Source organism: Saccharopolyspora hattusasensis, from assembly GCF_050972075.1.
GTDB classification, from domain to species: domain Bacteria; phylum Actinomycetota; class Actinomycetes; order Mycobacteriales; family Pseudonocardiaceae; genus Saccharopolyspora; species Saccharopolyspora hattusasensis.
Genome location: NZ_JBPCDC010000001.1, coordinates 6146354 through 6168325 on the forward strand (window position 1 = coordinate 6146354; position 21972 = coordinate 6168325).

Consider the following 21972-nt stretch of genomic DNA (forward strand, 5'->3'; position numbering starts at 1 on the left):
GCCAGACCCGCCGCGCCCCACATTCCCGTCACCGTCCGGGGGCCCGTGGCCGCCAGTAAGCCGGTCACCGCCGTCGCCCTGATCATCTGCATTGCGTGGCTCGGCTCGTTCGCGTCGTCGGTGTCGGAACTCCCTAAGCCGCCCGCGGTTCCGGCCAGAGACTCCGCGCCGACTGGCGTTCCTGGCATTGCTGACGGAAACGCCATCGCCGACGTCAAGGTCACTTCGTGCAAGCTCGACGACAATCCGTACTTCCCAAGCGTCAAAGCGCAGGTCGAGATCGTAAACAGCAGCGATGACCTGGCGTCCTACACCGCCACCGTCTCCGCCGACGCCGCCGATGGCTCCCGACTCGGCGAAGGCGCAGTGTTCTCCAGCAAGCTCCAGCCCGGGCAGAAGACCACACAGGAAGCCGTGGTGATGGTCAACGGCAAGCCGTCCGGCAACGTGACATGCGCGGTCGTCTCGGCGGACCGACTGCCGTTCTGACATCCCTGGACGAAAGGCGCCCCGTACCACACCGCGGGGCGCCTTCGCGTATCACGACTTGTCGCGCCTCCAGCTAGCTACTGGTGTTACCCCCAGAAACCTATGTCGGTAACAAACGCAGGGCAAAGAGAACCCACGAGCCGGTGGAAGAAGCTGCGAGCAGCGACTTTGGCTGCTAACGACACGTGTTGGTTGCCCGGTCATCCGGGCGTTGGACAACGGCCTGCACGGTCAACTTGGGTAACCGCCAAGGTCAGCAGCTCACTGTCAGTGAGTAAGGGGCGGCGGCCGCGTCCCGTGCGGGGCGGGACAACGTGATGTCTACATCGGATGGTTGGGTGTGCGTGGTGCAGGACCGAGGACCGTGAGCGTTTTTCGGTGCTATGGCGCCCAAAATCACTCACGGCCAGGTGGCGACCTTCGCCGCGGCCGCGCCGCAACCGGGTCGCGGGTCTGCTTCTCGTCGACACCAGGGCTCAGGGCTGTCGCCGACAACGATGAGCAGCGTGGCAACCGCCTCATGGTCGCGGATCGAGCGGAACGCGAGGGCACGGGCGGCCGGCTCGCGGAGAGCACCCTGCCGAATGCCGCTACGACGACCCAGCGATGAAGGTCTCCCACCTCCATCCGACACATCAGCACCCTTGTGGCGCACCGGAAAGTGGGCCAGAACCAGATCACGATGCCACGACCACCAGCGAGCGCCGGTGACGGTGTCCTGGATCTGGTCGATGACGGTGACGTCGGGGACCAGCCGGTAGCCAGGGCTGTCCGTTGAGGTGTCGATTGAGTTCTATCGGGCCGAATGCGCGAGACCCGGGTCGGTGAAAGGATCTGCCATCTTCGGCGAGTTCGCTCATGCCGACCTCCAGTTGAGCCGTCCCGTCGCCGATGCGCCTGGCGACGCATTGCGCGAGGTTTCCGAAGCCGACGTCGGCGACGATCATGTCGCCGACAAGGTCCGCGGCCGGTCGATGATGTCTCGCCCTGGGCAGATCTTGTTGTTTGGCCACAGTGTTCGGGTGGCCGGTCTCGGCGAAGACGGGATCGAGTCGTCTACGTGTGTTCCAGCTGACGGCGGATGTCGAGCAGATGGTGCCGCAACTCGTGCAAAGTGTGCACTGCGAACCAGCGCAGAGATCTCACGGCGATCTCGGGGTAGGGGACGCTCAGTGTGCGTTCCCAGTCCTCGGGCCCGAGCTGGTCAAGTCCGTGGGCGAACAACAGGGCCGCGTCGTGCAGCTGACGGGCGACATCGGCTGGTTGCTGATGGATATATCCGTCGTGTTCGACCCGGTCATCCCGCCCCATGGGCTCTGTGACCGGCGAGTCGCTGCGTCGCGCGGCAAGTAGCCGTTCTCGTTGGACAAGTAGCACATCGCGCATGTGACAGGCGTATTCGAGGGGAGACCAGAGCTGAGGCGTAGCGCGTCGTCGGAGCACAACAGGGTCGGCGCTCAACAGTTCCGCATATTCAGCCACATAATGGCGGGCCAGCACGGACACTTGATCGGCCAATGCCAGATCGTATTCGTAATCGCACTCCTCACAGCGCAGCACATCCCCATAGTAACCCGAGCTGCGTGATCGCAGCGGTGGTCCCTGGTTGAGCTGGCGTCAACGGACCCCGAACGCTGTTGCGCCTGCGGTGTCAGGTGCAGGGGCGAGGGCGCGTCGGTTGGGTCAAAGCACAATGTTGACTGGGGATGGGTCTGGCGGTGCGGGCATGGCAGTGCGGCAGGGGTCGTGTTCGCGCTCAGCGGTCAGATCAATATCCGTTATCCGGCGAGGAAGGCTATGCGGCCGGCCCGGATCCTGGCGATGTGCATCGCTGCTGGTTACCGACTGAGACTCCTCGTAGTGACCCCGAGTCCAGGGCGATGCAAGGTTTGGGACAATGACCGCCGGGTTGTCAGTTCACAGAGTAGGGGCAAGCATGCCGCAGATCACGGTCCAGTACCCGGCGGCACTGGCGGTGGGATTCGACAGGAGAGGGTTTGCTTTAGCCGCGCACGCTGCGGCTTCTGACCTGATCAGTAGTGCCCTGGAGGGATTCAAGACCCGGTTCCTCGTCCTCGACGAGACCGTTGTCGGCGACGGAAACCCCAACTCCCACATGCTTCATGCAATCGTCGACATCTTGCCAGGCCGTCCCGAGGAGCTGAAGACCCGATTGGGCAAGCTGGTACTGGGCCTGATCGAGGCGCATCTCACGATCCCCAGCGCGTACTCCGTCCAGGTAACCACCGAGATTCGAGAGCTGCACGGGTATCACCAGCGGGTTCTTCCCTGAATTCGGTCGTGCCATGGAACTTTGCGGCCGGGGCCAGTGTGGTTAGGCCTCGACGGCGGGGTGGTCGAGCGCGACGTCTTCGAGCTTCTCTGGGCCGAACGGTCGATGCGCGACTCACCCGAACGAACAGGGAGAGGGCTTTTTGCGTAGAAAAGAATGCGCGAAAGGGTAAGTATGAAACTCTCGAGCCCATTGCCTTGAGGCAGGGGTCACAGCTTAAGTTTTTCTAAAATTCGTTGACGCACCATCATTCTCACGCTAGTTTCTCTAGAACGAAATTGCGATACTGGATCAAATGGTGAGACTACATGCCGCCGAAATCAATGCCACCGGGGAGGGGTCCCCGAAAGAGGCGTGCTCAACCTGGCCTTGTTGCATCGAACAACACACACCTGGCACCCAATAATTCTGATTTTCGGTCACTCTTTGGGTGCGCCTGGATAGTATCCGATGGTTAGATAGCCTCCCTATTACGCATGCAGCACCCCCTGCGGGGGCGTGGTGTCATATTGCCCGGCGCCGCGACTCGCAGCATCGTACGGCCTGAGACGCGGACAATCAGTATTGCTGCGACCTGCCTGCCGTTCCACGCGACATGCCGCTGTTCCGAGGTCGCATTGATCCGAGGAAACGGCACGGGCAGCCGCCGTTTGAAATCCTCATTGGATCGAGCTCTGGAGATACATTGAGTCACCGACGACTCCGGGATCGTGTGCAGGGTCTGCGGTCCAATCTGGCCACGAACATCACAGGAGTAGCCGACGCGGGGTGTGATAATTCCCTGGGGCGGATCATCTTCGCCGACAGACCGGCTGAGCCCGCCTTGGTCGACGGGGTCCCATGCCTGACCACTCACATGGCGAACGGGAGTGGCGTTCCCGTCGAGGAGGTCTGGCGAACCGACCGGCCCGTGCGCTCCGGTGCGTTGGGCGAGGCCGTCTTCTCCGAGGACGGCGAGCACCTGTTCTACGCCGTACGTCTTGGACCGCAACCGGTCTACCGGGAGCGGGTACGCGAACTGTACGAGAACGCGCTGCGGTTCGCTTGGGAACGTGGCTACACCGACCTGGTACGCATGTGGAACCTGATCGGCGACATCACCGGCCCGAACGCAGAAGGTATCGAGATCTACCGCGACTTCTGCGTCGGCCGGGCCGAAGCGTTCGCAACCGGGGCAGCACAGTTCCCACAGTTGCCGGCCGCCACCGGAATCGGCACGCTCAGTCCGGGGATCGACCTCTGCTTCCTCGCCGCGAAACAGGGCCGGACCGTCCACCTGGAAAATCCGCGGCAGACCCCGGCCTACCAGTACCCGTCCCGGTACGGGCCGAAATCCCCGAGCTTCGCCCGCGCGACGTTCCTGCGGGGGCAGCAGACCGCCAGCCTGTTCGTGTCGGGCACGGCCAGCATCCTGGGTGAGGACACCGCGCACGTGCACGACATCGCGCGGCAGACCCTTGAGACCCTCCGCAACATCGATGTGCTCGTCGGTTGCGACAATCTGGGCCGGCACGGCGTGAACGGGTACGGGTACGCCGTGCGGGATCTCGACCAGGTCAAGGTCTATGTCCGCGATCCCGAGCACGTTGCCGCCGTCCGCGAAATCTGCGCGCAGGTGTTCCGCTCTGACTCCGAGATCGCGTACTTCAACGTCGACGTGTGCCGGCCCGACCTGCTTGTGGAGATCGAAGGGGTGTGCCGATGAGTGCCACGCTCGCGCGCGGACGGGTCAGAGTCGCTGTCGTCGGCGCGGGCCCCAAGGGCACGATGATGGTGAACCGACTCTGCGCGTTCGCCGCGTCAAACGCCGGCGCACTCGATCTCGAGATCGATGTGGTCGAACCGTTCGTTCCAGGGGCGGGCCGAGTGTGGCGCGTGGATCAGGCATGGTCGCTGCTCATGAACACCGCGGCCGCCGAAGCCACCGTGTTCCCGCCCGGCCCCTCGGACCTGACCGGGCCCAGCGTCCACGATTGGGCGGTGATGGTGCGAGAAGGCTTGGTGGACGGGCTTCCGTCACGGTGCCGGGAGTTCGCGGCAGCCGTCGAGCCGCAGACCGCGGTTCCCCGCGCCTTCTATGGCGCGTACCTGGAGTGGGCGTTTCGGTTCCTCGTACGGCAGGCTCGAGAAGCGGCCCGGATAAAAGTTCACCGCGGGAGCGCCGTTTCGGTGACCGATCTGTCCAACGGCCGCCAGCGACTGTTGGTGGACAACGGAATCGGTGCCCTCGACGTCGACGCGGTCGTGCTGACCCAAGGGCACTACGCGGTCGGCCTGGGGTCACCCGAACGTGTGAAAGCCAGCGCGGCACAAGAACTGGGCCTGATCTACATACCGCCGATGTGCGCGGCCGAGGCGGATCTGTCCGGCATCGCCGCAGGGGCACCGGTGATCCTCAACGGCCTGGGGCTCTCGTTCTACGACTACGTCACGTTGCTGACCACAGAACGCGGCGGACGCTTCCGGTTGGACGCCGGGCGTCTCCGCTACGAGCCGTCGGGAACCGAACCGGTGATCTATGCGGGTTCAGAGCGGGGCGTCCCCTACCCGGTGCGGGCGGATTTTTCGCCGACCGGAGATCAGCCCTACGTTCCTCGCTTCCTCACCAAGGCAGCGGTCACGGCCCTACGCGAATCCACTCCCGGGGTCGGTGACTTCAAGCGGGACGTGTGGCCACTGCTGGCCAAGGAGTTGGGCTGGACGTTTTACACGGTGCAGTACGCGCGATTGCACGGCACAGGTGGGTTCGAGGCTTTCTCGGCACGATATGCCGCAGCATCATGGGATTCCTCGCGCATGCGCGATCTGATCGCCGAGTTCTTCCCCCAGCCGTGGATGCGTTGGGACTGGGACCGCCACACTCGACCAGCCGCGGACAGGAGGTTTCGTGATCCAGCCGAATTCCTCGACTTCGCCACCGAGTACCACCGGTCAGTTCTGGACGAAGCCGCGGCGGGGGTCACGCGAAGTCCACACCGAGCTGTGACCGCGGCGCTACGGCGCTTGCGTGAGCTGGTGCGTCTCGCGGTTTGCCATCACGGTATCGCTGGCTCGTCCTATCGCCGCGACATCGAGAACTGGTTCGACGGCCTGTCCAAATTTTTGGTCTGGGGTCCTCCTCCGGTGCGTGTGGAGGAGTTGCTCGCATTGCTCGACGCCGGGGTCGTGCGCCTGACGGGCCCCCGGACTCGAGTGGCGTTCGATCGCGACACCGCGGCCTTCACGGCCGAATCCGCGGTGGTGGACCAGTCCAGGGTTACGGCCGATGTTCTGATCGATGCCCGCTTGCCGTCAACCGATGTGCGCAATGCCACCGATCCCCTGGTCGCCTCCATGCTGGCGGCCGGAGACTGCCGCGCACATGTGATCAGCGATGCTGCCGCACCCCCGGGATACCCGGTGGGCAGCCTGGACGTCACCGAGAACGTGTTCACGCTGGTGCGCTCGGATGGCCGGGCTCATCCTCGCCGTTTCGCCTATGGTGTGCCGCTACGCGGAATCCTGGGCCCGTTCGGGACCGCGCTTCCCGCCGTTGTCGAGCACTGCGACGCGATCGCCGCGACCGCGTGCGCGACGGGCACCGGGACAGCAACAGCCAGCTCGGGCGAAGCCATGACCCGCTTGGCCGGCACGACTCGTCACGTCGGACACGGGTGATGCACATAGGGGATACGTCGCCATCACCCGAGCACTCATCGCCGAGTATGACGTCGAAACCTCCTGATCGGGTTCGGGTACCCGGCCCTGTGCAGACGAGCGATGCCAGGCCTGCTGTGGCGGCGCCGGTGCCCGGTCGGCGCCGAAAGGCCATCGTGCTGACAGTCTGCTGTTTCAGTCTCTTCATCGTAGGCCTCGACAACACTGTGGTGAACCTGGCACTTCCCGCCATTCAGCGGGATCTTCACGCCGGCGTGTCCGAACTGCAATGGATCGTCGATGCGTACATGCTGGCCGTAGCCAGCCTGGTCATCCTGAGCGGTTCCACGGGGGATCGCTTTGGCAGGCGCCGCACGTTCCTCGCAGGGCTTACCACGTTCGGGCTGGGTTCGCTGCTGTGCAGCATCGCGCCGAATGCCGGGCTTCTCATCGCTTTTCGTGCCCTGCAAGGAGCAGGCGGCTCCCTGATGACGCCATCGGCGTTGTCGATCATCAGCAGTGTGTTCACCGATCCCCGCGAACGTGTGCGCGCGATCGGGGTATGGAGCAGTGTAACCGGATTGAGCATGGCGATCGGTCCACTGGCCGGTGGCCTGCTGGTGGACGCGGCCGGCTGGCGGTCGATCTTCTGGCTGAACGTTCCGCTGATCATCGCCGCTGCGGTGCTCTCAGCGCTTTTCATACCTGAATCGAAGGCCGCGCGGCCCCGGAGGTTCGATCCAGCCGGGCAGCTTCTCGTCATCGTGGCACTGACTAGTCTGACCTTCGGTATCATCGAAGGCCGTACAATGGGTTGGGGTTCGCCGGTCATCGTAACCTGTTTCGCTCTCGCCGGTGTCATGATCGTGGCGCTGACAGCCTACGAACACAGGCACCGTGAACCGCTTCTCCAGCTGCGCTTCTTCGCCAGCATTCCTTTCTCCGGCGCCACAGTCATAGCGGTTTGCAGCTTTTGCGCGTGGTCTGGATTCATTTTTATCAACGCGCTGTATCTGCAGAACGCCCGCGGTTTCTCCCCGTTCCACGCCGGCCTGCTCACACTGCCGATGGCCACGATGGTCGTGGTGTCCTCCCCTGTGGCTGGAAGGATCGTCGCAAGCCGCGGACCTCGCTTGCCACTGCTCATCAGCGGGCTCGGTATCGCACTCGCCGGGCTCCTGCTCACTCGAATCACCTCGCACACCTCCATCGGCTACCTACTCGCGGCCTACGTGTTGTTCGGCATCGGCTTCGGCTTTGTCAACGCCCCGATCACCAACGCGGCTGTCGCGGGAATGCCGCAAGCCCAGGCCGGAATGGCCGCAGCCGTGGCGACCGCAAGCCGTCAAGTCGGAGCCTGCCTCGGGGTGGCGGTGCTGGGTTCGGTAGCGACCGTCGATGTGCACGTCGCCGTCGACAGCGCTACCCCCATTGGTCAAGCCGGTTGGTGGATCACGGCCGCCTGCGGCTGCGCTGTGCTGATGCTGGGTGTGCTGACCACTGGCCGTCGAGCACGCGCCTCGGCCCGGCGCGTCCTCTGCGCCGAGCAGCCTGCAAGCCTTCGTGAACGCGTGGCCACGAGCGGAGAAGTGCGGGTTGACCCGCGTGTGCGTGAACCAGAGCGGGGTTCACATCTCGACTCAGCGTGAGATCAGGCCGTGGTGCGGCTTCCCGGGTCGACTCGGGTGCCGCGAGAATAGACCGCCACAACTCGATGCAGCGCGGAGAGATCTGCATTCGGATCTCCCTGTACGACAACGACATCGGCGTCGTACCCTGCCCTCAGTCTGCCCTTGCGGTGGCCGAGTCCGCAGACGCCGGCGGCGACCGACGTCATGCTCCGCAGGATGGTCACCGGGTCCATTCCGAATGCCGCCAGCCGATCTTGTGCATACGGCAGCACATCATGCGGTTTGTACGGACCTATCCCCGCGTCCGTACCCGCGACGATCACCGCTCCCGCCGCGTACAGGGCCGCGAAGTTGGCGATGATTGCAGGCATTCGCTGAGACACTGGCGCAGGCATCACCGAGTCCGTCCGGGGCAGGACTCCGGCGGTAGCACCGAGCGCGACACGCTGTGAGACGATCCGCTCGACGAGTTCACGCCCCGGCGTATCGACACCCTCGGTCGCCCAGAAAGTGACGTGCTCCACACCATCCACTCCGGCCTCGATCGCGTCGAGTACAGTCCTGTGACCGTGCGCATGCGCGGTCACAGGGATGCCGTGCCGATGCGCCTCCGAGACAGCGGCACGCAGGGCTTCCCGATCGAACTGTGTCTGCTCCTGGAGGCTGCCCGGCGTCATCGTGCCACCACTGGCCATGATCTTGACAACGTCGACGCCACGTTCCACGTGGGCGCGTACCGCGGCCCGAAGTTCGGCGGGGCGATGTGCGACCTCCCCGCCGAGGAAATGACAGTGCCCTTCCACGGTGGTCAGTGGCGGCCCGGCCGCGACGATGGTCGGCAGGTCCGCCGCGCCTCGCAGCGCTAGTGACAGAAAGTCCCTGTCACCGAGGTCACGAATGGTCGTGATGCCGGCGCGCAATGCCGTCGTGGCCGCGATGCGCATCGCGGCCACGACAGCATCGTCATCGCGCTCGGCCAGCGACTTCACCGGGTCGGAGCTCGCGTCGAAGGCGAGATGCACATGAGGATCGATCAGACCAGGAATCAGGGTGGCGCCCGGAAAGTCCACCACGGTCTCCCCATGCCGCAGATCCGCCGCGCAGCCGATTCCGGCTATCGTCGTTCCTTCGAGGATCACGACGGGGTTGTCCACAGGACTGGCCGTTTCGCCGTCGAACAGCCGTGACGCCCGCAGCACTGTGGTCCCATGACGTGCGGTGTCGTTCACCGTAGACATGCGGTCGATGCTACTGCTCTGACCACGAACGCCCATCGGCGCGCCAACCGGACCGGACGACCGTGCCCGTGTGGGTTGCTGCTGATCAGGCGGTGCGTCCTGCCGCAACGGCGACATCTGCGAATGCGCGTTCCAGCACCCATACAGCAGCGCCCGCCTGGTGATATCGGCACCAGGCGGGCGCTGCCGTGCTGTCTCAGGCGTCGAAACGGTCACCCTTTACTGCGGCGATGAACGCCGACCACTGGCAGGCGGTTGCGGTGAAGTACCCGGCTGCCCGGTCCTTCGTGTCGCGGACGGCGGCCATGTCGCCGATGTGGCCGACCTCAACACAGTTGTCGTTGGGGCCGGATCGGGTGGACTTCCGCCACCCGCTTGCTACCGTCATGGTGTTTGGTTCCTTTCCAGATCCTTGACGATAGCGGCCATGAGCTCGGTTGACTGGCCTTCGCTGATGGCCGCTTCCCTGAGGGTATCCACCGCTTCGCGGTAAGATTCGACGTCCTTGGCTCCGCGCAGGAACGCGGGCCCACGGTAGTGCTCAAGGTGCACGATCGGCGGAGCCTTCGCGAACTCGTACAGGACAAAGGCGCCGTTGTGGGCCAGAGTCCACCGGCCGAGGTCAGCCGGGATTACGCGAATCGTGATGTTGGGACGCGTGGCCACGTTGGCGAGGTGCCGAAGCTGTTCGCTCATGACGTCCGCACCGCCGAGCGCGTCACGAAGCGCCCTCTCGGCGATGATGACCTCGATCTGTCGGGGTTCGGCTATGGCTTCCTTGCGTGCCATGCGCAACTCGACGCGCACATCCCGTTCGTGGGGCGGCAGGCTGGTCATCACTTCGCGCGCGTACTCGCGGATTTGTAGAGGTCCGGGAACGAGCAGCGGAGCGACATGCAGGATGCGCGTAGCTGCACGATCGAACTCGCTGAGCTCGATCAGGTGCCGGTGAATCCCCTTTGAACTGTCGGCAATCATGTTGGGTTCGCTCGCGGTTGCTGCAAACTCGACAAGCTCGTCGTACTTGTCGCCCGTGACTCCGAGCGTGCCGAGAACCCGTGCCACGTACTCAGGGGCCGGTGTTCGTTCGCCACGCTCATAGCGAGAGACGGTCGCCTGACCGACTCCAAGCGCGTCGGCAAGGTCACGCACGGTCATTCCAGCGTGATTGCGCAGCTCGCGAAGCTCAGCGCCGAGTAGGCGCGCTTTCGGGGTGTGCCCTTCGTTGACTCCGGCCATGAGTCAACCCTAAACAACGCGACCCCGGCCAAAAGATCGCTCGTACGGGGTATGGCCTGTGTGACTCCGGATAGAGAGAGTTGACTCCGGGAACAGGAGTCAACTCTTGTGAGCGGAGGGTACCGGGCATGCTGCAATGCGTACTGCTTCTGGTCCTCTTGGCAGTTGCTGCCGGAACCGCGATCGCCATCGATCGTGCGCGCGACCGCCAGCAGCGAGCAGCGGTCGAGCGTATCTCCGCTCTGCTCAACGAATCTCCGGCCGCTCCGCAGCGCCTGCGTTGCTCGAGTGCGGAACTGCGGCAGCGCCGGGGGCACACAGCGCGGCGAGACGGCGCGATCTCCGTCGTCTCACCCGCTGCGTCGCTCAAGTCGATCCACCACGAAACGGCCACTCGCCGACGGACCCCGAGGTCGGCGCCGAGTGGCCAGACGGGGCCGGTGTCCGCCGGTAAAGACACCGGCCCCGTCGCGACCTCACAGGCGGTGGCGTGATGTACCAACCCCATCCGTTTCATTGGGCACCCGCCGACGGGAAGCGGCATGCCAGCACCGACCCCAAACCTCGCAAGGGCTATCCCACCGGTTTCGTGGTGGCCACCCTGTGCGGCTACCAGTTGGCGGTGGAAAACACGACGCTGGCTTGGCTGTGGGAGACGTGTCCGGACTGCAACGCGGCGGCGCATGTGCTCGCTGAGGTCCCGATGCCGCCGACGGTGGGTGCGCGATGAACGCTGAGCACGCCCACATCGGGCGCATGATCCGCGCAACGGTGCTGATGCTCGGGTATGCCGCCGACGACGTTGAGCGCGGTCGATGGAGCGACGACGAAATCCGGCAACTCGGCGACCAGCTCGCAACGGTTGCCGCTGCACTGCGCGGTGAAGGAAAGACGCCGGAACCATTTGTGATCGACCTATCGGAGGCAACGCGATGATTGCCGCGTTGGTCGCAAGCGGTCTGCTCGGCGTCGGCGGGCTCGCGCTGTGGGCGACGTTCTACTACGCCCCGGCGCGCCACGCGGGTAGCGGCGAGGGTGCTTTGACGGTTGCCTATCTGGTTGCGCGGGTGGAGGCCGAGACGCGCGGTAATGGTCGGCACCGGCTGCGCGAGCCGCGGACCGTGCAGATGCGCGGAGATCTGGCCGAGGCGCTTGCCGTCGAGGAAACCCGGCAGCTGCCGCTGGTCGAGTCTGGTTTGCCGGTCGATGACCGGGAAGCGATGGCGCGGCACCCCGGAATGCTGCGGCGGCTTCTGTTCGCGTTGCTGCAGCTGTAGGCCCGGTGGGGATGCCGCAGTCGATCCCGGCCGGTGTTCCCACCGCAACCACGTGCCTGCGCCGTCGCCTACAGGTCGGCCAGGTACACGGATGGTCAGGCGACGGAAGCCCCCCGGCGTCGTCTGACCATCCACTCCAGTTCCCCGGCGCGGAACGGCCGACCGACCCGACATGGCGGCCGTGACGGGGTCGACGAGCGGCAATGCGCCGCAACCGGCCCCACCGCGCCGGGGGACCTGCCACGCTATCCGGCGCGGCGAACTTCAAGAGGGGGACGGCGTGTCGGCACTGCGAAGCGGCAGTGCGCGCGATCCTGCCCCGTGGTTCGGTGCTCGTGGTGTGGACACCGGGCCGCGATCGACCGATTGAGATCCAGGGAGAGACCAGACCATGAAAACCGAGGTGCTGCCTGTGGTGACGGGCATCCTTGGCCACGAATTCCGTTACGCGCAGGCTCCCGACGAAGTACGCAACCTCGTCAATGCGATCGTCACCGAAGCACCCGTGCAGTACTCGCAGGTATATGTGTGGGATCGTCCCTGCCGCCAGTCCGACGACGGCAGAATTCACGAGTTCCCGCGAGGACGCCTGCGCATCACGACCAACCGAACCACCAGGTGGGGCGCGCTCAACTACATGCATCCCGGAGCCCCGGACGGTGCCCTGATCGACTCGCTCAACCCCGACGTCACCGAGGAAACTCCGGCCCTGTTGTTCGATCCGGTGGGTGACCTGCGGTTCCCGGCCTCGGCGTCCTTGCCTCTGGAGAGGGTGCGCGAGGCCATCGCCGAGTACTGCCGTACCGGGGCGCGGCCGACGTGCGTGCAGTGGCAACCCGGCGAGTGGTACTGACCCGAAAACGCCGAATGCGCCCCGCACCCGGTGAAGGGTGCAGGGCGCGTTGCTACTCGGTCGGGTAAGTGGGTGGCGTGTTGGATCCGAGCAGGAACCGGGCGGCCCACGCCGGTAGGTGTGGTTCGGCCCAGCGCAGCAGGGCGTACACCCCGCCGAGCACGACCGGCACGACGAGCGTGTTTCCGGCGTCGCCGAGCGGGTCGGGGAGCCAGTCGGGGGCGCCGGACGCGATCAGCAAGGCGATCAGCGCGGACCAGGCGGCGGGAACGATCGTGCGTAGCCACGCGGTGAGCTGGTCGGACACAGGTTTCCTACTGCAATAGAAAACGGGCACCGCGGTTGCGGTGCCCGTTGAGGTGGTTCGGCTCCGCATGGGATCGGCGGCGGGGGCAGCTGGGTTTGTTTGAGATGAACGGGGGCGTTCGCGCCTTCTGGTGAGGTTGTGGTCCGGTTCGACATCACGAGGGGGTCACCGCCGCCCTTCGCGGCGCACGGGCCGGGCTCCGCCCTGGTTAGACTGCCCGGGATGAACAGCGGACACGATCAGGATTCGTTGCGGCACCACGGCGATGTCGACGCCGAGCACGGCCTGCTCGATTTCGCGGTCAACGTCCGCCTGGACCGTCCGCCGGCGTGGCTCCGCCACCGCCTCGCGGCGGCGCTCGACCGCCTCGGCCGCTACCCGTCCGCCGCCGACGACCTCGCCGCTCGGGCGGCTGCCGCCGCCCGCCACGGCCGGGATGCCTCCGAGGTGCTGCTGCTGGCCGGCGCTGCGGAGGGCTTCGCGCTCCTGCCGTCGCTGCGCCCCCGCCTCGCGGCGCTGGTGCACCCGTCGTTCACCGAGCCAGAGCTGGCGCTTCGCACCGCCGATGTTGAGGTGGCGCGGGTGCAGCTGGATCCGGCGGACGGCTATCGCCTGGATGCGGGCGCGGTGCCGGAGCAGGCGGACCTGGTGGTGCTCGGCAATCCGACCAACCCGACGTCGGTGCTGCATCAGGCGGCGGAGATCCGGCGGCTGCTTCGGCCCGGTCGGGTGGTGGTCGTCGATGAGGCGTTCAGCGACACCGTGCCCGGCGAGCCGGAGTCGCTGGCCGGGTGCCGGGAACCCGGGCTGCTGGTGTTCCGCAGCCTGACGAAGATGTGGGGTCTTCCCGGATTGCGCGCCGGGTATGCGCTGGGCGATCCGGACCTGTTACGGCGGCTGGGCCGGTATCGTCCACATTGGCCGATCAACGCGCTGGTCCTGGAGGCCGTGGTCGCTTGCTGCGAGCCGGATGCGTTGGCCGAGTCGGAGCAGGCTGCGGTCGAGTTCGAGGAGCACCGCGCCGGGTTGGTCGCGGAGTTGGACGGGATTCCGGGGCTGCAGGTCGCGATGCCCGCACGCGCCCCGTTCCTGCTGCTTCGGGCGGATGGCGAGGCCGAGGTGCGGGATGCGTTGCGGCAGCACGGCATCGCGGTCCGCCGGGGCGACACGTTTCCCGGTCTGGGGCCCGATCACCTGCGGGTCGCGGTGCGCGATCCGGCGCAGAACGCTTTGCTGGTAAAGGCTTTACGTGACATCTTGGGACGGGGGTGAGCCGGTGGTGGTTCGGCTACAAGAGGTGATCGGCGCGTTGGAAGCGGCATATCCGGCCGATCTGGCGGAGAGCTGGGACGCGGTCGGCCTGGTGTGCGGCGATCCCGAGTCGGTCGTGCAGCGGGTGCTGTTCTGCGTGGACCCAGTCGAGGCCACTGTGGACGAAGCGGTGGATTTCGGCGCGCAGCTGGTGGTTTCGCACCACCCGTTGCTGCTGCGCGGGGTGCACGGCGTGCCCGCAGACGACCCCAAGGGGCGGATCGTGCACCGGCTGATCCGTTCCGGGATCGGCTTGTACTGCGCGCACACCAACGCCGACAGCGCCGTGCAGGGCGTGTCGGATGCGCTGGCCGAGGCCATCGGCCTCACCGTGACCGGGCCGCTGGTCCCGCACGCGGAAGGCGCCCGAACCGGGCTGGGGCGCATCGGCGAGCTGCCCGAGGCCGAGCCGTTCCACGAGTTCGTACGCCGCGTCGCGCACAACCTGCCCACCACGGCCTGGGGGGTGCGCGGTGCTGGGGATCCGGACCGTCCGATCCGCACCGTCGCGGTGTGCGGCGGCGCGGGCGACTCCTACCTGGCGACCGCGGCGGCCGCTGGTGTTGACGCGTACGTGACCGCAGACCTGCGGCATCATCCGGCCGGCGAGCACCTGGCCCGGGCCGCCGTCCCCGGCGCCGAGGTGCCGGCCCTGGTGGACGTGGCGCACTGGGCCAGCGAATGGCCGTGGTGCCAACAGGCCGCGGACACCGTCGCCGCCGCGTTGCCGGATACAGTCGAAGTCCTCGTTTCCACCCGCCGCACTGACCCGTGGACCGTTCACGCCGGCGCGGCACCAGACCCAGGGAGGGCGCTCGCGTGAAAGCCGACCCCGCCGTTCAGCGACGACTGCTCGATCTCGCGGAGGCGGACGCGGAACTCAACCGCGTCGAGCACCGCCGGCGCACGCTGCCCGAGCTGGAGCAGATCGGGCAGGCCGAGGGCGAGGTGCGGGCCAAACGCGACGAGCTGGTGGTCGCCCAGACCGCGTTCAGCGACCTGGACCGTGAGGTCAAGCGCCTGGAGAACGAGGTCGACCAGGTGCGCGCCCGGGAGCAGCGGGATCGCGACCTGATGGCCGCCGGGGCGTCCGCGAAGCAGCTCGAAGACCTGGAGCATGAGCTGCAGACGCTCGCCCGCCGGCAGGGCATCCTCGAAGACGAGCAGCTCGAGGTCATGGAGCAGCGCGAGGCGCTCGAAACGAACGTGACGAAGTCGCGCGAGACGCTCGCCGCGGCCGAGGAGCGCCTTGCGGAAATCCAGTCGCGCCGCGACGAGGCGCTCGCCGGCCTCGAAGTGGCGGAGGCGCGCCGCCGGGGCGAGCGGAACCTGATCGCCAAGGCTTTGCCGGCGGACCTCGCCGCGCTCTACGAGCGGATCCGAGCACAGCGCGGCGTCGCCGCCGGGCTGCTGCAGGGTGCCAGGTGCAGCGCGTGCCGGATCGAGCTGGACCGCACCGCGTTGACCGAGGTGCATGAGGCGGCGGCCGATGACGTGGTCCGCTGCGAGGAATGCGGCGCGATCCTGGTGCGGACAGGGGATAACCGGTGAGCTTGCGGGTTGTCGTCGAGGCCGATGGTGGTTCGCGGGGCAACCCCGGCCCGGCCGGATGCGGTGCCGTGGTCCGCGACGCCGGGTCCGGGGAGGTGCTCGCGGAGCGCTCGATCGGTCTGGGTGTCACGACCAACAACGTGGCCGAGTACCAGGGCGTGATCGCGGGCCTGCGGGCGGCGACGGAGCTCGGTGCTGCCGCAGTCGGGGTGCGGATGGACTCCAAGCTGGTCATCGAGCAGCTGGCCGGCCGCTGGAAGGTCAAGCACGCGAACCTGCAGCCGCTGGCCGCCGAGGCGAGGCAGCTGATCGCCGGATTCGAGCAGGTGAGCCTGGAGTGGGTGCCCCGCGCCCAGAACGCCCACGCCGACCGCCTGGCCAACGAGGCGATGGACCAGCAGGCGAGCGGCGACCAGTCCGGCGGCGATGCCCGGCCGGTCGGGGATCCCGCTGCCGGGGAGAGCTCCGGCGGCGAAGCGGATGCGGCGCGATCCGGTGGCGCCGGTAGCGGTGCCGGGGCGAGCAGGGCGCGGATCCGCGCGTCCGGGTGGCTCGGCGCCAACGGCACGCCGACGAAGATGCTGTTGCTGCGCCACGGTCAGACCCCGATGTCGGTGGACCGGCGGTACTCCGGTCGGGGCGATGTCGCGCTGACCCCGCTGGGGGAGCGGCAGGTGCGCGCGGCGGGCAAGCGGCTGGCCGCGATGGATGGCGTGATCACCCAGGATGGCGTCGCGCCGGTGATCGCCTCGCCGCTGACCCGGGCCCGGCAGACCGCGCAGGCGGTGGTCGACGCCACCGGCGGCGAACTGCACTTCCACGACGGCCTGCTGGAAACCGACTTCGGCGATTGGGAGGGCCTCACCTTCGCCGAGGCCTCCGAGCAGTACCCGCAGCTGCACCGCAAGTGGCTCGGCGACCCGAGCGTACTGCCGCCGGGCGGCGAAAGCCTCGACGAGGTCTTCCAGAGGGTCACGCGGGCCCGCGACGATCTCCTGGAACAGTACGCGGGTCAGACGATCATCTTGGTCAGCCATGTGACGCCGATCAAGGCCTTGCTGCGGCTGGGCCTGGACGTCGGCCCGTCGATGTTCTACCGCCTCCACCTGGACCTGGCATCGCTGTCCATCGTGGAGTTCTACCCCGACGGCAACGCCTCGGTCCGCCTGGTCAACGACATCTCCCACTGGTCCTGACGCCCGTTCGGGCGACGAGTGAAGGGCACTTCTGGCCGGCACGGTCGGCAACCGGCACAGCCCGTCAGGGGTGCCCTTCGTCTGAACAGATCCGTCTGGGGTGGACGTTTTCGGAGCTCCGATCGGGCAGCGGCTTGGGGTGGCCTGGGTGGCGCCGCGAAGTGCTCGCGGTTCTGGGTTGGCCGGGCGCTCGGCTCGGGTCGGTGCGGACGCGAAATTTGCTGGTTCAGACCATTGACGTGTGTGAGGTGGGTTAGTCGCCGACGTCGAACGCGACCTGCTCAAGCGGTACGCCGACCCGGCCGGTGGTCACCCGGGGTGGGCGCAATTTCTCGCGAAATTGCGCCCATCCCGGGTGACGGATGAGTGACCGCCCAGCCGGAAGAGCTGGCGCAGCGCGGCGGGGCCTACCGTCCACGCTTTGACGCAGGCGGCCCGGAGGAGCACTGCACGAGCTGTGCCCGGTGCTGTTCGAGGTGGCCGACGGCGGCGACTCGATCGCCGCGGAGCTGGTCGATCGCCTCTCCGAGAAGATCGGGCTGCTCGCCACCCGTGACCCTGCGCCGGTTGGGGCTGGTCGATGAGCCACGACAGTGGTCCTCGGTGGTGGGGGTGCTCACCGGGCCGGGCGGCGACTGGTGCCGGGCATCCCGGCGGCGCTGCGCGAAGGTCTCGCCCGAGGTGGACGTCCGCATCGTCGTGGCCCCGCCGATGATCGGCGCGGGGCTACGCGGCCTAGACCGGATCGGCGCCGACCCGGCCGCCCTCCGGAAGCACCGGAGCCGACTCCCGCCCCGCGGAGCAGCTCGGTTGAGCGGGGTGGCGATTTCGCGCGAAATCGCCGTTCGCCACGCCTGGCAGGTGGCGATTTCGCGCGAAATCGCCACCCCACCCCTCCCTGGGCGACCACCCGGGTTGCGGGAGGCGTGCACGGACTAGAATCAGATCCGCGGATGAGTCGGCTGGGTGACTGCGGCGGGAGCGATCCCGTCGAGGAAAGTCCGGACTCCACAGAGCAGGGTGGTTGCCAACAGCAACCCGGGGCGACCCGCGGGACAGTGCCACAGAGAACAGACCGCCCGGCGAACTTTCGCCGGGTAAGGGTGAAACGGTGGTGTAAGAGACCACCAGCACCCCGGGTGACCGGGGTGGCTAGGTAAACCCCACCCGGAGCAAGGCCAAGAGGACGCCGGCCAGGCGTCTGCGCGGACGTTCGAGGGCTGCTCGCCCGAGGTCCGCGGGTAGGCCGCACGAGCCTGTCGGCGACGGCAGGCCCAGATGGATGGTCACCGACCGGGCAGGCCGCAAGGCCCCCGAAAACAGAATCCGGCTTACAGGCCGACTCATCCGCCCCTCTTGCTTCCAGGTTCGTTTCGCGTGGCGGTGTGGGTAGCGGAACTCAGACGCCGCCTAGTCGAGTAAGTCTGGATACGATCAGTGATCGTAGGCGGTGAGCGAGTGACTGGCTGGCCGGTGCGGAAGTTGTGCCAGATCGCGGCGGCCAGGGCCAGCACACGCTGGGCGACGCGCCCTGTTCGGGGCACGTCTGCCGATGGCCACCTTCGCGTGGCGGAAGAACACCCGTGAGCGTTTGTGGGTGCCATAGCACCCAAAAACACGCACGGCGACCTTCGCTGCGGATCATGGACGCCCTCGCCTCATGCCCGCAGGAATTTGGACTTACTCGTCTAGCCAGCGGGATCCCCGCCAATTACGCGGCTTCGTGGATCGACCTCGCCAAGAGCCCTGACAGGATGGGCACGGTCTGAGAACCCGCCGCGGTGCGAGTTGCGTGCGTGGGCCAAGCGGCTTCGCCGCTTGCGTCGACTCGAGCAGGGCGTCGCTTTGCGCGTCGCGGTGACAGTTGCATGGGCTTGCATGGGCTTGCATGGGCTTGCATGGGCTTGCATGGGCGAGATGAGCGGCTCCGCTGCGGGGGCGCTTTGGGCGGGCGGTGCTTTGCCTGTCGTGGTGGTCGTTGCCTGGGTGGCTCCGCGGCTCGTTGGCCTGATCGTGGCGACCGTTGTGGGGGTGCGTGGTTGGTTGCGCCGATCGGTGGAGCCGGTTGCGTCCGGGCGGGGGTTCGCGGGCCGGGCTTCGGCGGGGTGCTCGTGCGGCGTTGATCGTGGTGGTCTGGGGATTGACCCGGAGATCGTTTGTTCAGCCGGACGGGTTAACCTCTTCGTGCGCACGATGGGCGTTTTGTGAGGTTTCTCAGCGTGTGCGTTCGGTTGCGGAAGGTGACGTCGTGGGTTCTTGAGGTCGGGGCGATCGGTGCCGGAACGGCATCGGTTTCTCAGGAGTCCGCAACGCCGCGCCGGTTTTCACCGCCACCAGCCGGAAACCTTCTTCCTCCTCGCGCGTTGAAACGCGCTGATTCACCTTCGGAGCCAGAATGACGAGATTCGTGGCGCCCAGCGCCGACGAACACGACGAGTTACCCGCCGACACCCCGGGCGAGCGGACCACCGCGGCGGCGGTCGCGGGCGGTTCGCGATCTGCCGGACGTCCCTTCCGGGACGCCGCCGCGTGGTCGATCGGCGGGCTGTCGTTCCTCGTCAGCGCGTTGTTCCTGGCCGTGAACCTGGCCTACAACCAGTGGAACTTCATCCCCCCGGTCGACGACGCCTACATCCACCTGCAGTACGCGCGCCAGATCGGTACCGGGCACTTCCTGCAGTACAAAACCGGTGACCCGATCAGCACCGGCGCGAGCAGCCTCCTCTACGTGCTGATCCTCGGCGGCGCCTACGCGCTGGGCGTCCAGGGCGCGGCCTTCCTGCCGTTCGCGATGACGTTCGGCGCGCTGTGCCTGGCGTTGACCGCCGCGGGCACCTACCGGCTCGGCACCCGGCTCGTCGGCCGCCAGGCCGGCCTCTTCGCCGGGCTGCTCGTCGCGCTCAGCGGCCCGCTGGCCTGGGGCGCCACCAGCGGCATGGAGATCGCGTTCGTCGCCTTCCTGCTCGTCTCGCTGCTGCTGGTGTTCACCGGCGAGCGCGCGCAGAGCCGGTTCGTCTGGACTCCGCTGGTCGCGGTGGCGGCCGCGCTGACCCGGACCGAAGCGCTGCTGTTCGCCGGGATGCTCGGCCTGGCGATGATCTGGCACGTGATCGCGCACGCCCGCGGCACCCGCGCGGCCTGGCCGCGCGTGATCGGCCGGATCCTCTGGATCGGCCTGCCGGTCTACGCCGCCGGGGCCCAGTACCTGTACTACTGGTCCGTGACGGGTTCGGCGGAGCAGAACGGCGTGCTGGCCAAGTCGCTGCTGCACATGCCGGCGGTGTACCCGCTGGAAGTCGCGGACAAGGTGCTCAGCAATTTCCGTATCTTCCTGGACGCTTTCACCGGACTGTCCACTCAGGACTACGTCTTCCCCGGTGCGTTGCTGCTTGCGGTGGCGGGCGTGATCGGGCTGTTCCGGCGGTTCCCGCAGTGGCGCGGCCTGGCGCTGGCCGCCGGGCTCGGGGTCGTGCTGGTGCTGGCCTCGGTGTCGACGCTGGAGTACTCCGACATCCACCACATGCGCTACGTGCAGCCGCTAATGCCGATCCTGCTGCTGTTCGGCGTTATCGGGATCCACTCGGCGGCGCAGCTGTTCACCGGTGGCGCGCGGCGGTCCGTGCTGGTCGGCGGGGTCGTGGTGGCCTTGCTTTTCACCGTCTCCCAACTGCCGGCGTGGAGCCTGCGGCAGGCGCAGCAGGCCGCCGGGATCCGGGACCAGCAGGTGACCATCAGCCACTGGATCAAGGGGCACCTGCCGCGCGGGGCGAGCGTCGCGGTCAACGACGTCGGCGCGATCGCCTACTTCTCGGACCGCTACGTGGTCGACCTGATCGGGCTGGCCACCACCGGGTTCGCCACCCCGAACCTGCACGGTGCCGGCAGCCTCTACGAGGAACTTCGGCACCTGCCGCAGCAGCGGCGACCGGACTACTTCGCCATCTTCGACTCGTGGAGCGTGCACGGCCTCGGTGAGGGCGGCTTGTTCGGCCGCGAGCTGATCACCTTCGAGCTGAAGTCGCCGGCCTTCTCGCACACCACGATCGGCGGGCTGTCGGCCTGCCAGGCGGCGCGGACCTGCAACAAGGTGACCATCTACCAGGCCGACTGGAACGCGCTGGGTTCCGGCGCCGAGCCGCTGCAGGCGCCGAACGGGCAGATCCGCGACCGCCTCAACGTCGCCGACCTGCGCGACGAGGAACGGCACGACTACCAGGTGATCCCGGCGCACCAGGGCTTCCAGCCGGAAACCCACGTCAAGACGGTCACCGGGCCCGACGGCGGCGACGTGGTCGACAGCGGTCGGCACGTCATCGGCGGCGAGAGCTTCACCTTCCATGACCTGATCCCGCACCAGCCGCTGACGGTCATGGCGCGCATCGACGCGACCGAGCCGGAGGCCGACGAGCCGACCGGTTCCCGGGCCGTCCAGGTCGAGGTGAACGGGAAGGTCGCGGGCATCTGGCAGTTCGACGCCGATCCGCGCGGCTGGGTGGAGACCACCTTCGAGATCGCGGCCGAGCTGGTCACCGATTCGGCCGTGACCATCGAACTGGGCCCGTTGCAGGAATTCCTCGGCCCCTATCCGGATTACCAGTCCTACTCGTACTGGGCTAGCCAGTGACCGCTCCAGTTCCGGACGCCCCGGCCGATGCCGGGGCGTCCGGCTTCCGGGCAGCCCGCCGGAATCGTGAATCGTCCACTGTGCACCCGGCCGGTCTCCTTCGGGGGACGGCCCTGCCCGCCGGTCGCTGTACCCGAACCGCTACCCTGAGTTGGCGCGCCAAGATCACCTTGTTCCGATCCGGCCCCGCGATTTCACATTCGCGTGATCCGGTCGGGTGCATCATGACGCGATGTGCGGAAATCCACTGGCTCACCGGAAACGTGCACGGTGTGTTACGAAGGGGCTCGCAAGCGGGTGAACAGCCATACTGATCCAGACCAGAAC

Annotated in this window: 21 protein-coding genes and 1 other RNA gene; 17 read left to right on the forward strand and 5 right to left on the reverse strand. The window is 67.2% G+C overall.

What is annotated here, in order from left to right:
* Positions 1-45: 45 nt before the first annotated feature.
* On the forward strand, positions 46-489 hold the full coding sequence (locus tag ACRXBZ_RS29500; protein WP_433881841.1) for a hypothetical protein: 444 nt from the start codon (positions 46-48) through the stop codon (positions 487-489).
* A 1056-nt stretch (positions 490-1545) separates the two neighbouring features.
* On the opposite strand, the gene ACRXBZ_RS29505 is transcribed toward ACRXBZ_RS29500, so the two are convergent.
* A complete protein-coding gene (locus ACRXBZ_RS29505; protein ID WP_433881842.1) occupies positions 1546-2007 on the reverse strand; it encodes a DinB family protein in 462 nt (153 codons plus the stop codon).
* 418 nt (positions 2008-2425) lie between these two features.
* On the opposite strand from ACRXBZ_RS29505, the gene ACRXBZ_RS29510 reads away from it, so the two are divergent.
* The 4 genes from ACRXBZ_RS29510 (at position 2426) to ACRXBZ_RS29525 (ending at position 8067) form a co-directional block, all read left to right on the forward strand.
* Positions 2426-2782: a 5-carboxymethyl-2-hydroxymuconate Delta-isomerase gene (locus ACRXBZ_RS29510; RefSeq protein ID WP_433881843.1), complete on the forward strand. Its 357-nt coding sequence runs from the start codon at positions 2426-2428 to the stop codon at positions 2780-2782.
* A gap of 595 nt (positions 2783-3377) precedes the next feature.
* Positions 3378-4487: an FkbO/Hyg5 family chorismatase gene (locus ACRXBZ_RS29515; RefSeq protein ID WP_433881844.1), complete on the forward strand. Its 1110-nt coding sequence runs from the start codon at positions 3378-3380 to the stop codon at positions 4485-4487.
* Positions 4484-6439, forward strand: coding sequence for an FAD/NAD(P)-binding protein (locus ACRXBZ_RS29520; RefSeq protein ID WP_433881845.1), 1956 nt, complete (start codon positions 4484-4486; stop codon positions 6437-6439). The genes ACRXBZ_RS29515 and ACRXBZ_RS29520 overlap by 4 nt, the downstream gene beginning before the upstream one ends.
* Positions 6440-6528: 89 nt before the next feature.
* Entirely contained in the window at positions 6529-8067 is a 1539-nt protein-coding gene (locus ACRXBZ_RS29525) for an MFS transporter (RefSeq protein WP_433881846.1), read from the forward strand.
* A 2-nt stretch (positions 8068-8069) separates the two neighbouring features.
* Here the strand turns inward: ACRXBZ_RS29525 and ACRXBZ_RS29530 are convergent, their stop codons facing one another.
* The 3 genes from ACRXBZ_RS29530 to ACRXBZ_RS29540 all read right to left on the reverse strand — a co-directional run bounded on the left by ACRXBZ_RS29530 (position 8070) and on the right by ACRXBZ_RS29540 (position 10526).
* Positions 8070-9287 carry an amidohydrolase family protein gene (locus ACRXBZ_RS29530; RefSeq protein WP_433881847.1) on the reverse strand — a complete coding sequence of 406 codons (1218 nt, stop codon included), beginning with the start codon at positions 9285-9287 and terminating at the stop codon, positions 8070-8072.
* Between the two features lie 196 nt (positions 9288-9483).
* Complete coding sequence (locus ACRXBZ_RS29535) at positions 9484-9675, reverse strand: DUF397 domain-containing protein (RefSeq protein ID WP_433881848.1); 192 nt, start codon at positions 9673-9675, stop codon at positions 9484-9486.
* Positions 9672-10526: a helix-turn-helix domain-containing protein gene (locus ACRXBZ_RS29540; protein ID WP_433881849.1), complete on the reverse strand. Its 855-nt coding sequence runs from the start codon at positions 10524-10526 to the stop codon at positions 9672-9674. Before ACRXBZ_RS29540 ends, ACRXBZ_RS29535 begins: the two co-directional genes overlap by 4 nt.
* A 493-nt stretch (positions 10527-11019) precedes the next feature.
* Here ACRXBZ_RS29540 and ACRXBZ_RS29545 point away from each other — a divergent pair, with 493 nt between their 5' ends.
* The 5 genes from ACRXBZ_RS29545 (at position 11020) to ACRXBZ_RS29565 (ending at position 12656) form a co-directional block, all read left to right on the forward strand.
* Positions 11020-11256: an HC3 family zinc finger protein gene (locus tag ACRXBZ_RS29545; RefSeq protein ID WP_168587204.1), complete on the forward strand. Its 237-nt coding sequence runs from the start codon at positions 11020-11022 to the stop codon at positions 11254-11256.
* Entirely contained in the window at positions 11253-11462 is a 210-nt protein-coding gene (locus tag ACRXBZ_RS29550) for a hypothetical protein (protein WP_433881850.1), read from the forward strand. The genes ACRXBZ_RS29545 and ACRXBZ_RS29550 overlap by 4 nt, the downstream gene beginning before the upstream one ends.
* Entirely contained in the window at positions 11459-11803 is a 345-nt protein-coding gene (locus tag ACRXBZ_RS29555) for a hypothetical protein (protein ID WP_433881851.1), read from the forward strand. Before ACRXBZ_RS29550 ends, ACRXBZ_RS29555 begins: the two co-directional genes overlap by 4 nt.
* A 203-nt stretch (positions 11804-12006) precedes the next feature.
* Positions 12007-12198: a DddA-like double-stranded DNA deaminase toxin gene (locus ACRXBZ_RS29560; protein ID WP_433881852.1), complete on the forward strand. Its 192-nt coding sequence runs from the start codon at positions 12007-12009 to the stop codon at positions 12196-12198.
* Complete coding sequence (locus ACRXBZ_RS29565) at positions 12195-12656, forward strand: Imm1 family immunity protein (protein ID WP_433881853.1); 462 nt, start codon at positions 12195-12197, stop codon at positions 12654-12656. Before ACRXBZ_RS29560 ends, ACRXBZ_RS29565 begins: the two co-directional genes overlap by 4 nt.
* A gap of 52 nt (positions 12657-12708) precedes the next feature.
* Here the strand turns inward: ACRXBZ_RS29565 and ACRXBZ_RS29570 are convergent, their stop codons facing one another.
* A complete protein-coding gene (locus ACRXBZ_RS29570; protein ID WP_433881854.1) occupies positions 12709-12963 on the reverse strand; it encodes a hypothetical protein in 255 nt (84 codons plus the stop codon).
* Positions 12964-13185: 222 nt separating this feature from the next.
* Between ACRXBZ_RS29570 and cobC the strand changes: the two genes are divergently transcribed.
* From cobC to ACRXBZ_RS29605, 7 genes are all read left to right on the forward strand, one after another.
* Positions 13186-14235 (forward strand): Rv2231c family histidinol phosphate aminotransferase CobC, encoded by a 1050-nt coding sequence (gene cobC, locus ACRXBZ_RS29575; RefSeq protein WP_433881855.1) that lies wholly within the window; start codon positions 13186-13188, stop codon positions 14233-14235.
* Between the two features lie 7 nt (positions 14236-14242).
* Positions 14243-15097, forward strand: coding sequence for a Nif3-like dinuclear metal center hexameric protein (locus ACRXBZ_RS29580; protein ID WP_433884010.1), 855 nt, complete (start codon positions 14243-14245; stop codon positions 15095-15097).
* Complete coding sequence (locus tag ACRXBZ_RS29585; RefSeq protein ID WP_433881856.1) at positions 15094-15825, forward strand: zinc ribbon domain-containing protein; 732 nt, start codon at positions 15094-15096, stop codon at positions 15823-15825. Before ACRXBZ_RS29580 ends, ACRXBZ_RS29585 begins: the two co-directional genes overlap by 4 nt.
* Positions 15822-17021: a bifunctional RNase H/acid phosphatase gene (locus ACRXBZ_RS29590; protein ID WP_433881857.1), complete on the forward strand. Its 1200-nt coding sequence runs from the start codon at positions 15822-15824 to the stop codon at positions 17019-17021. Before ACRXBZ_RS29585 ends, ACRXBZ_RS29590 begins: the two co-directional genes overlap by 4 nt.
* 552 nt (positions 17022-17573) lie before the next feature.
* Positions 17574-17960 carry a hypothetical protein gene (locus ACRXBZ_RS29595; protein ID WP_433881858.1) on the forward strand — a complete coding sequence of 129 codons (387 nt, stop codon included), beginning with the start codon at positions 17574-17576 and terminating at the stop codon, positions 17958-17960.
* 15 nt (positions 17961-17975) lie between these two features.
* Positions 17976-18371, forward strand: an RNA gene (gene rnpB / locus ACRXBZ_RS29600) — RNase P RNA component class A.
* A gap of 1045 nt (positions 18372-19416) precedes the next feature.
* Positions 19417-21645 (forward strand): DUF8728 domain-containing protein, encoded by a 2229-nt coding sequence (locus ACRXBZ_RS29605; protein WP_433881859.1) that lies wholly within the window; start codon positions 19417-19419, stop codon positions 21643-21645.
* Positions 21646-21972 lie beyond the last annotated feature (327 nt).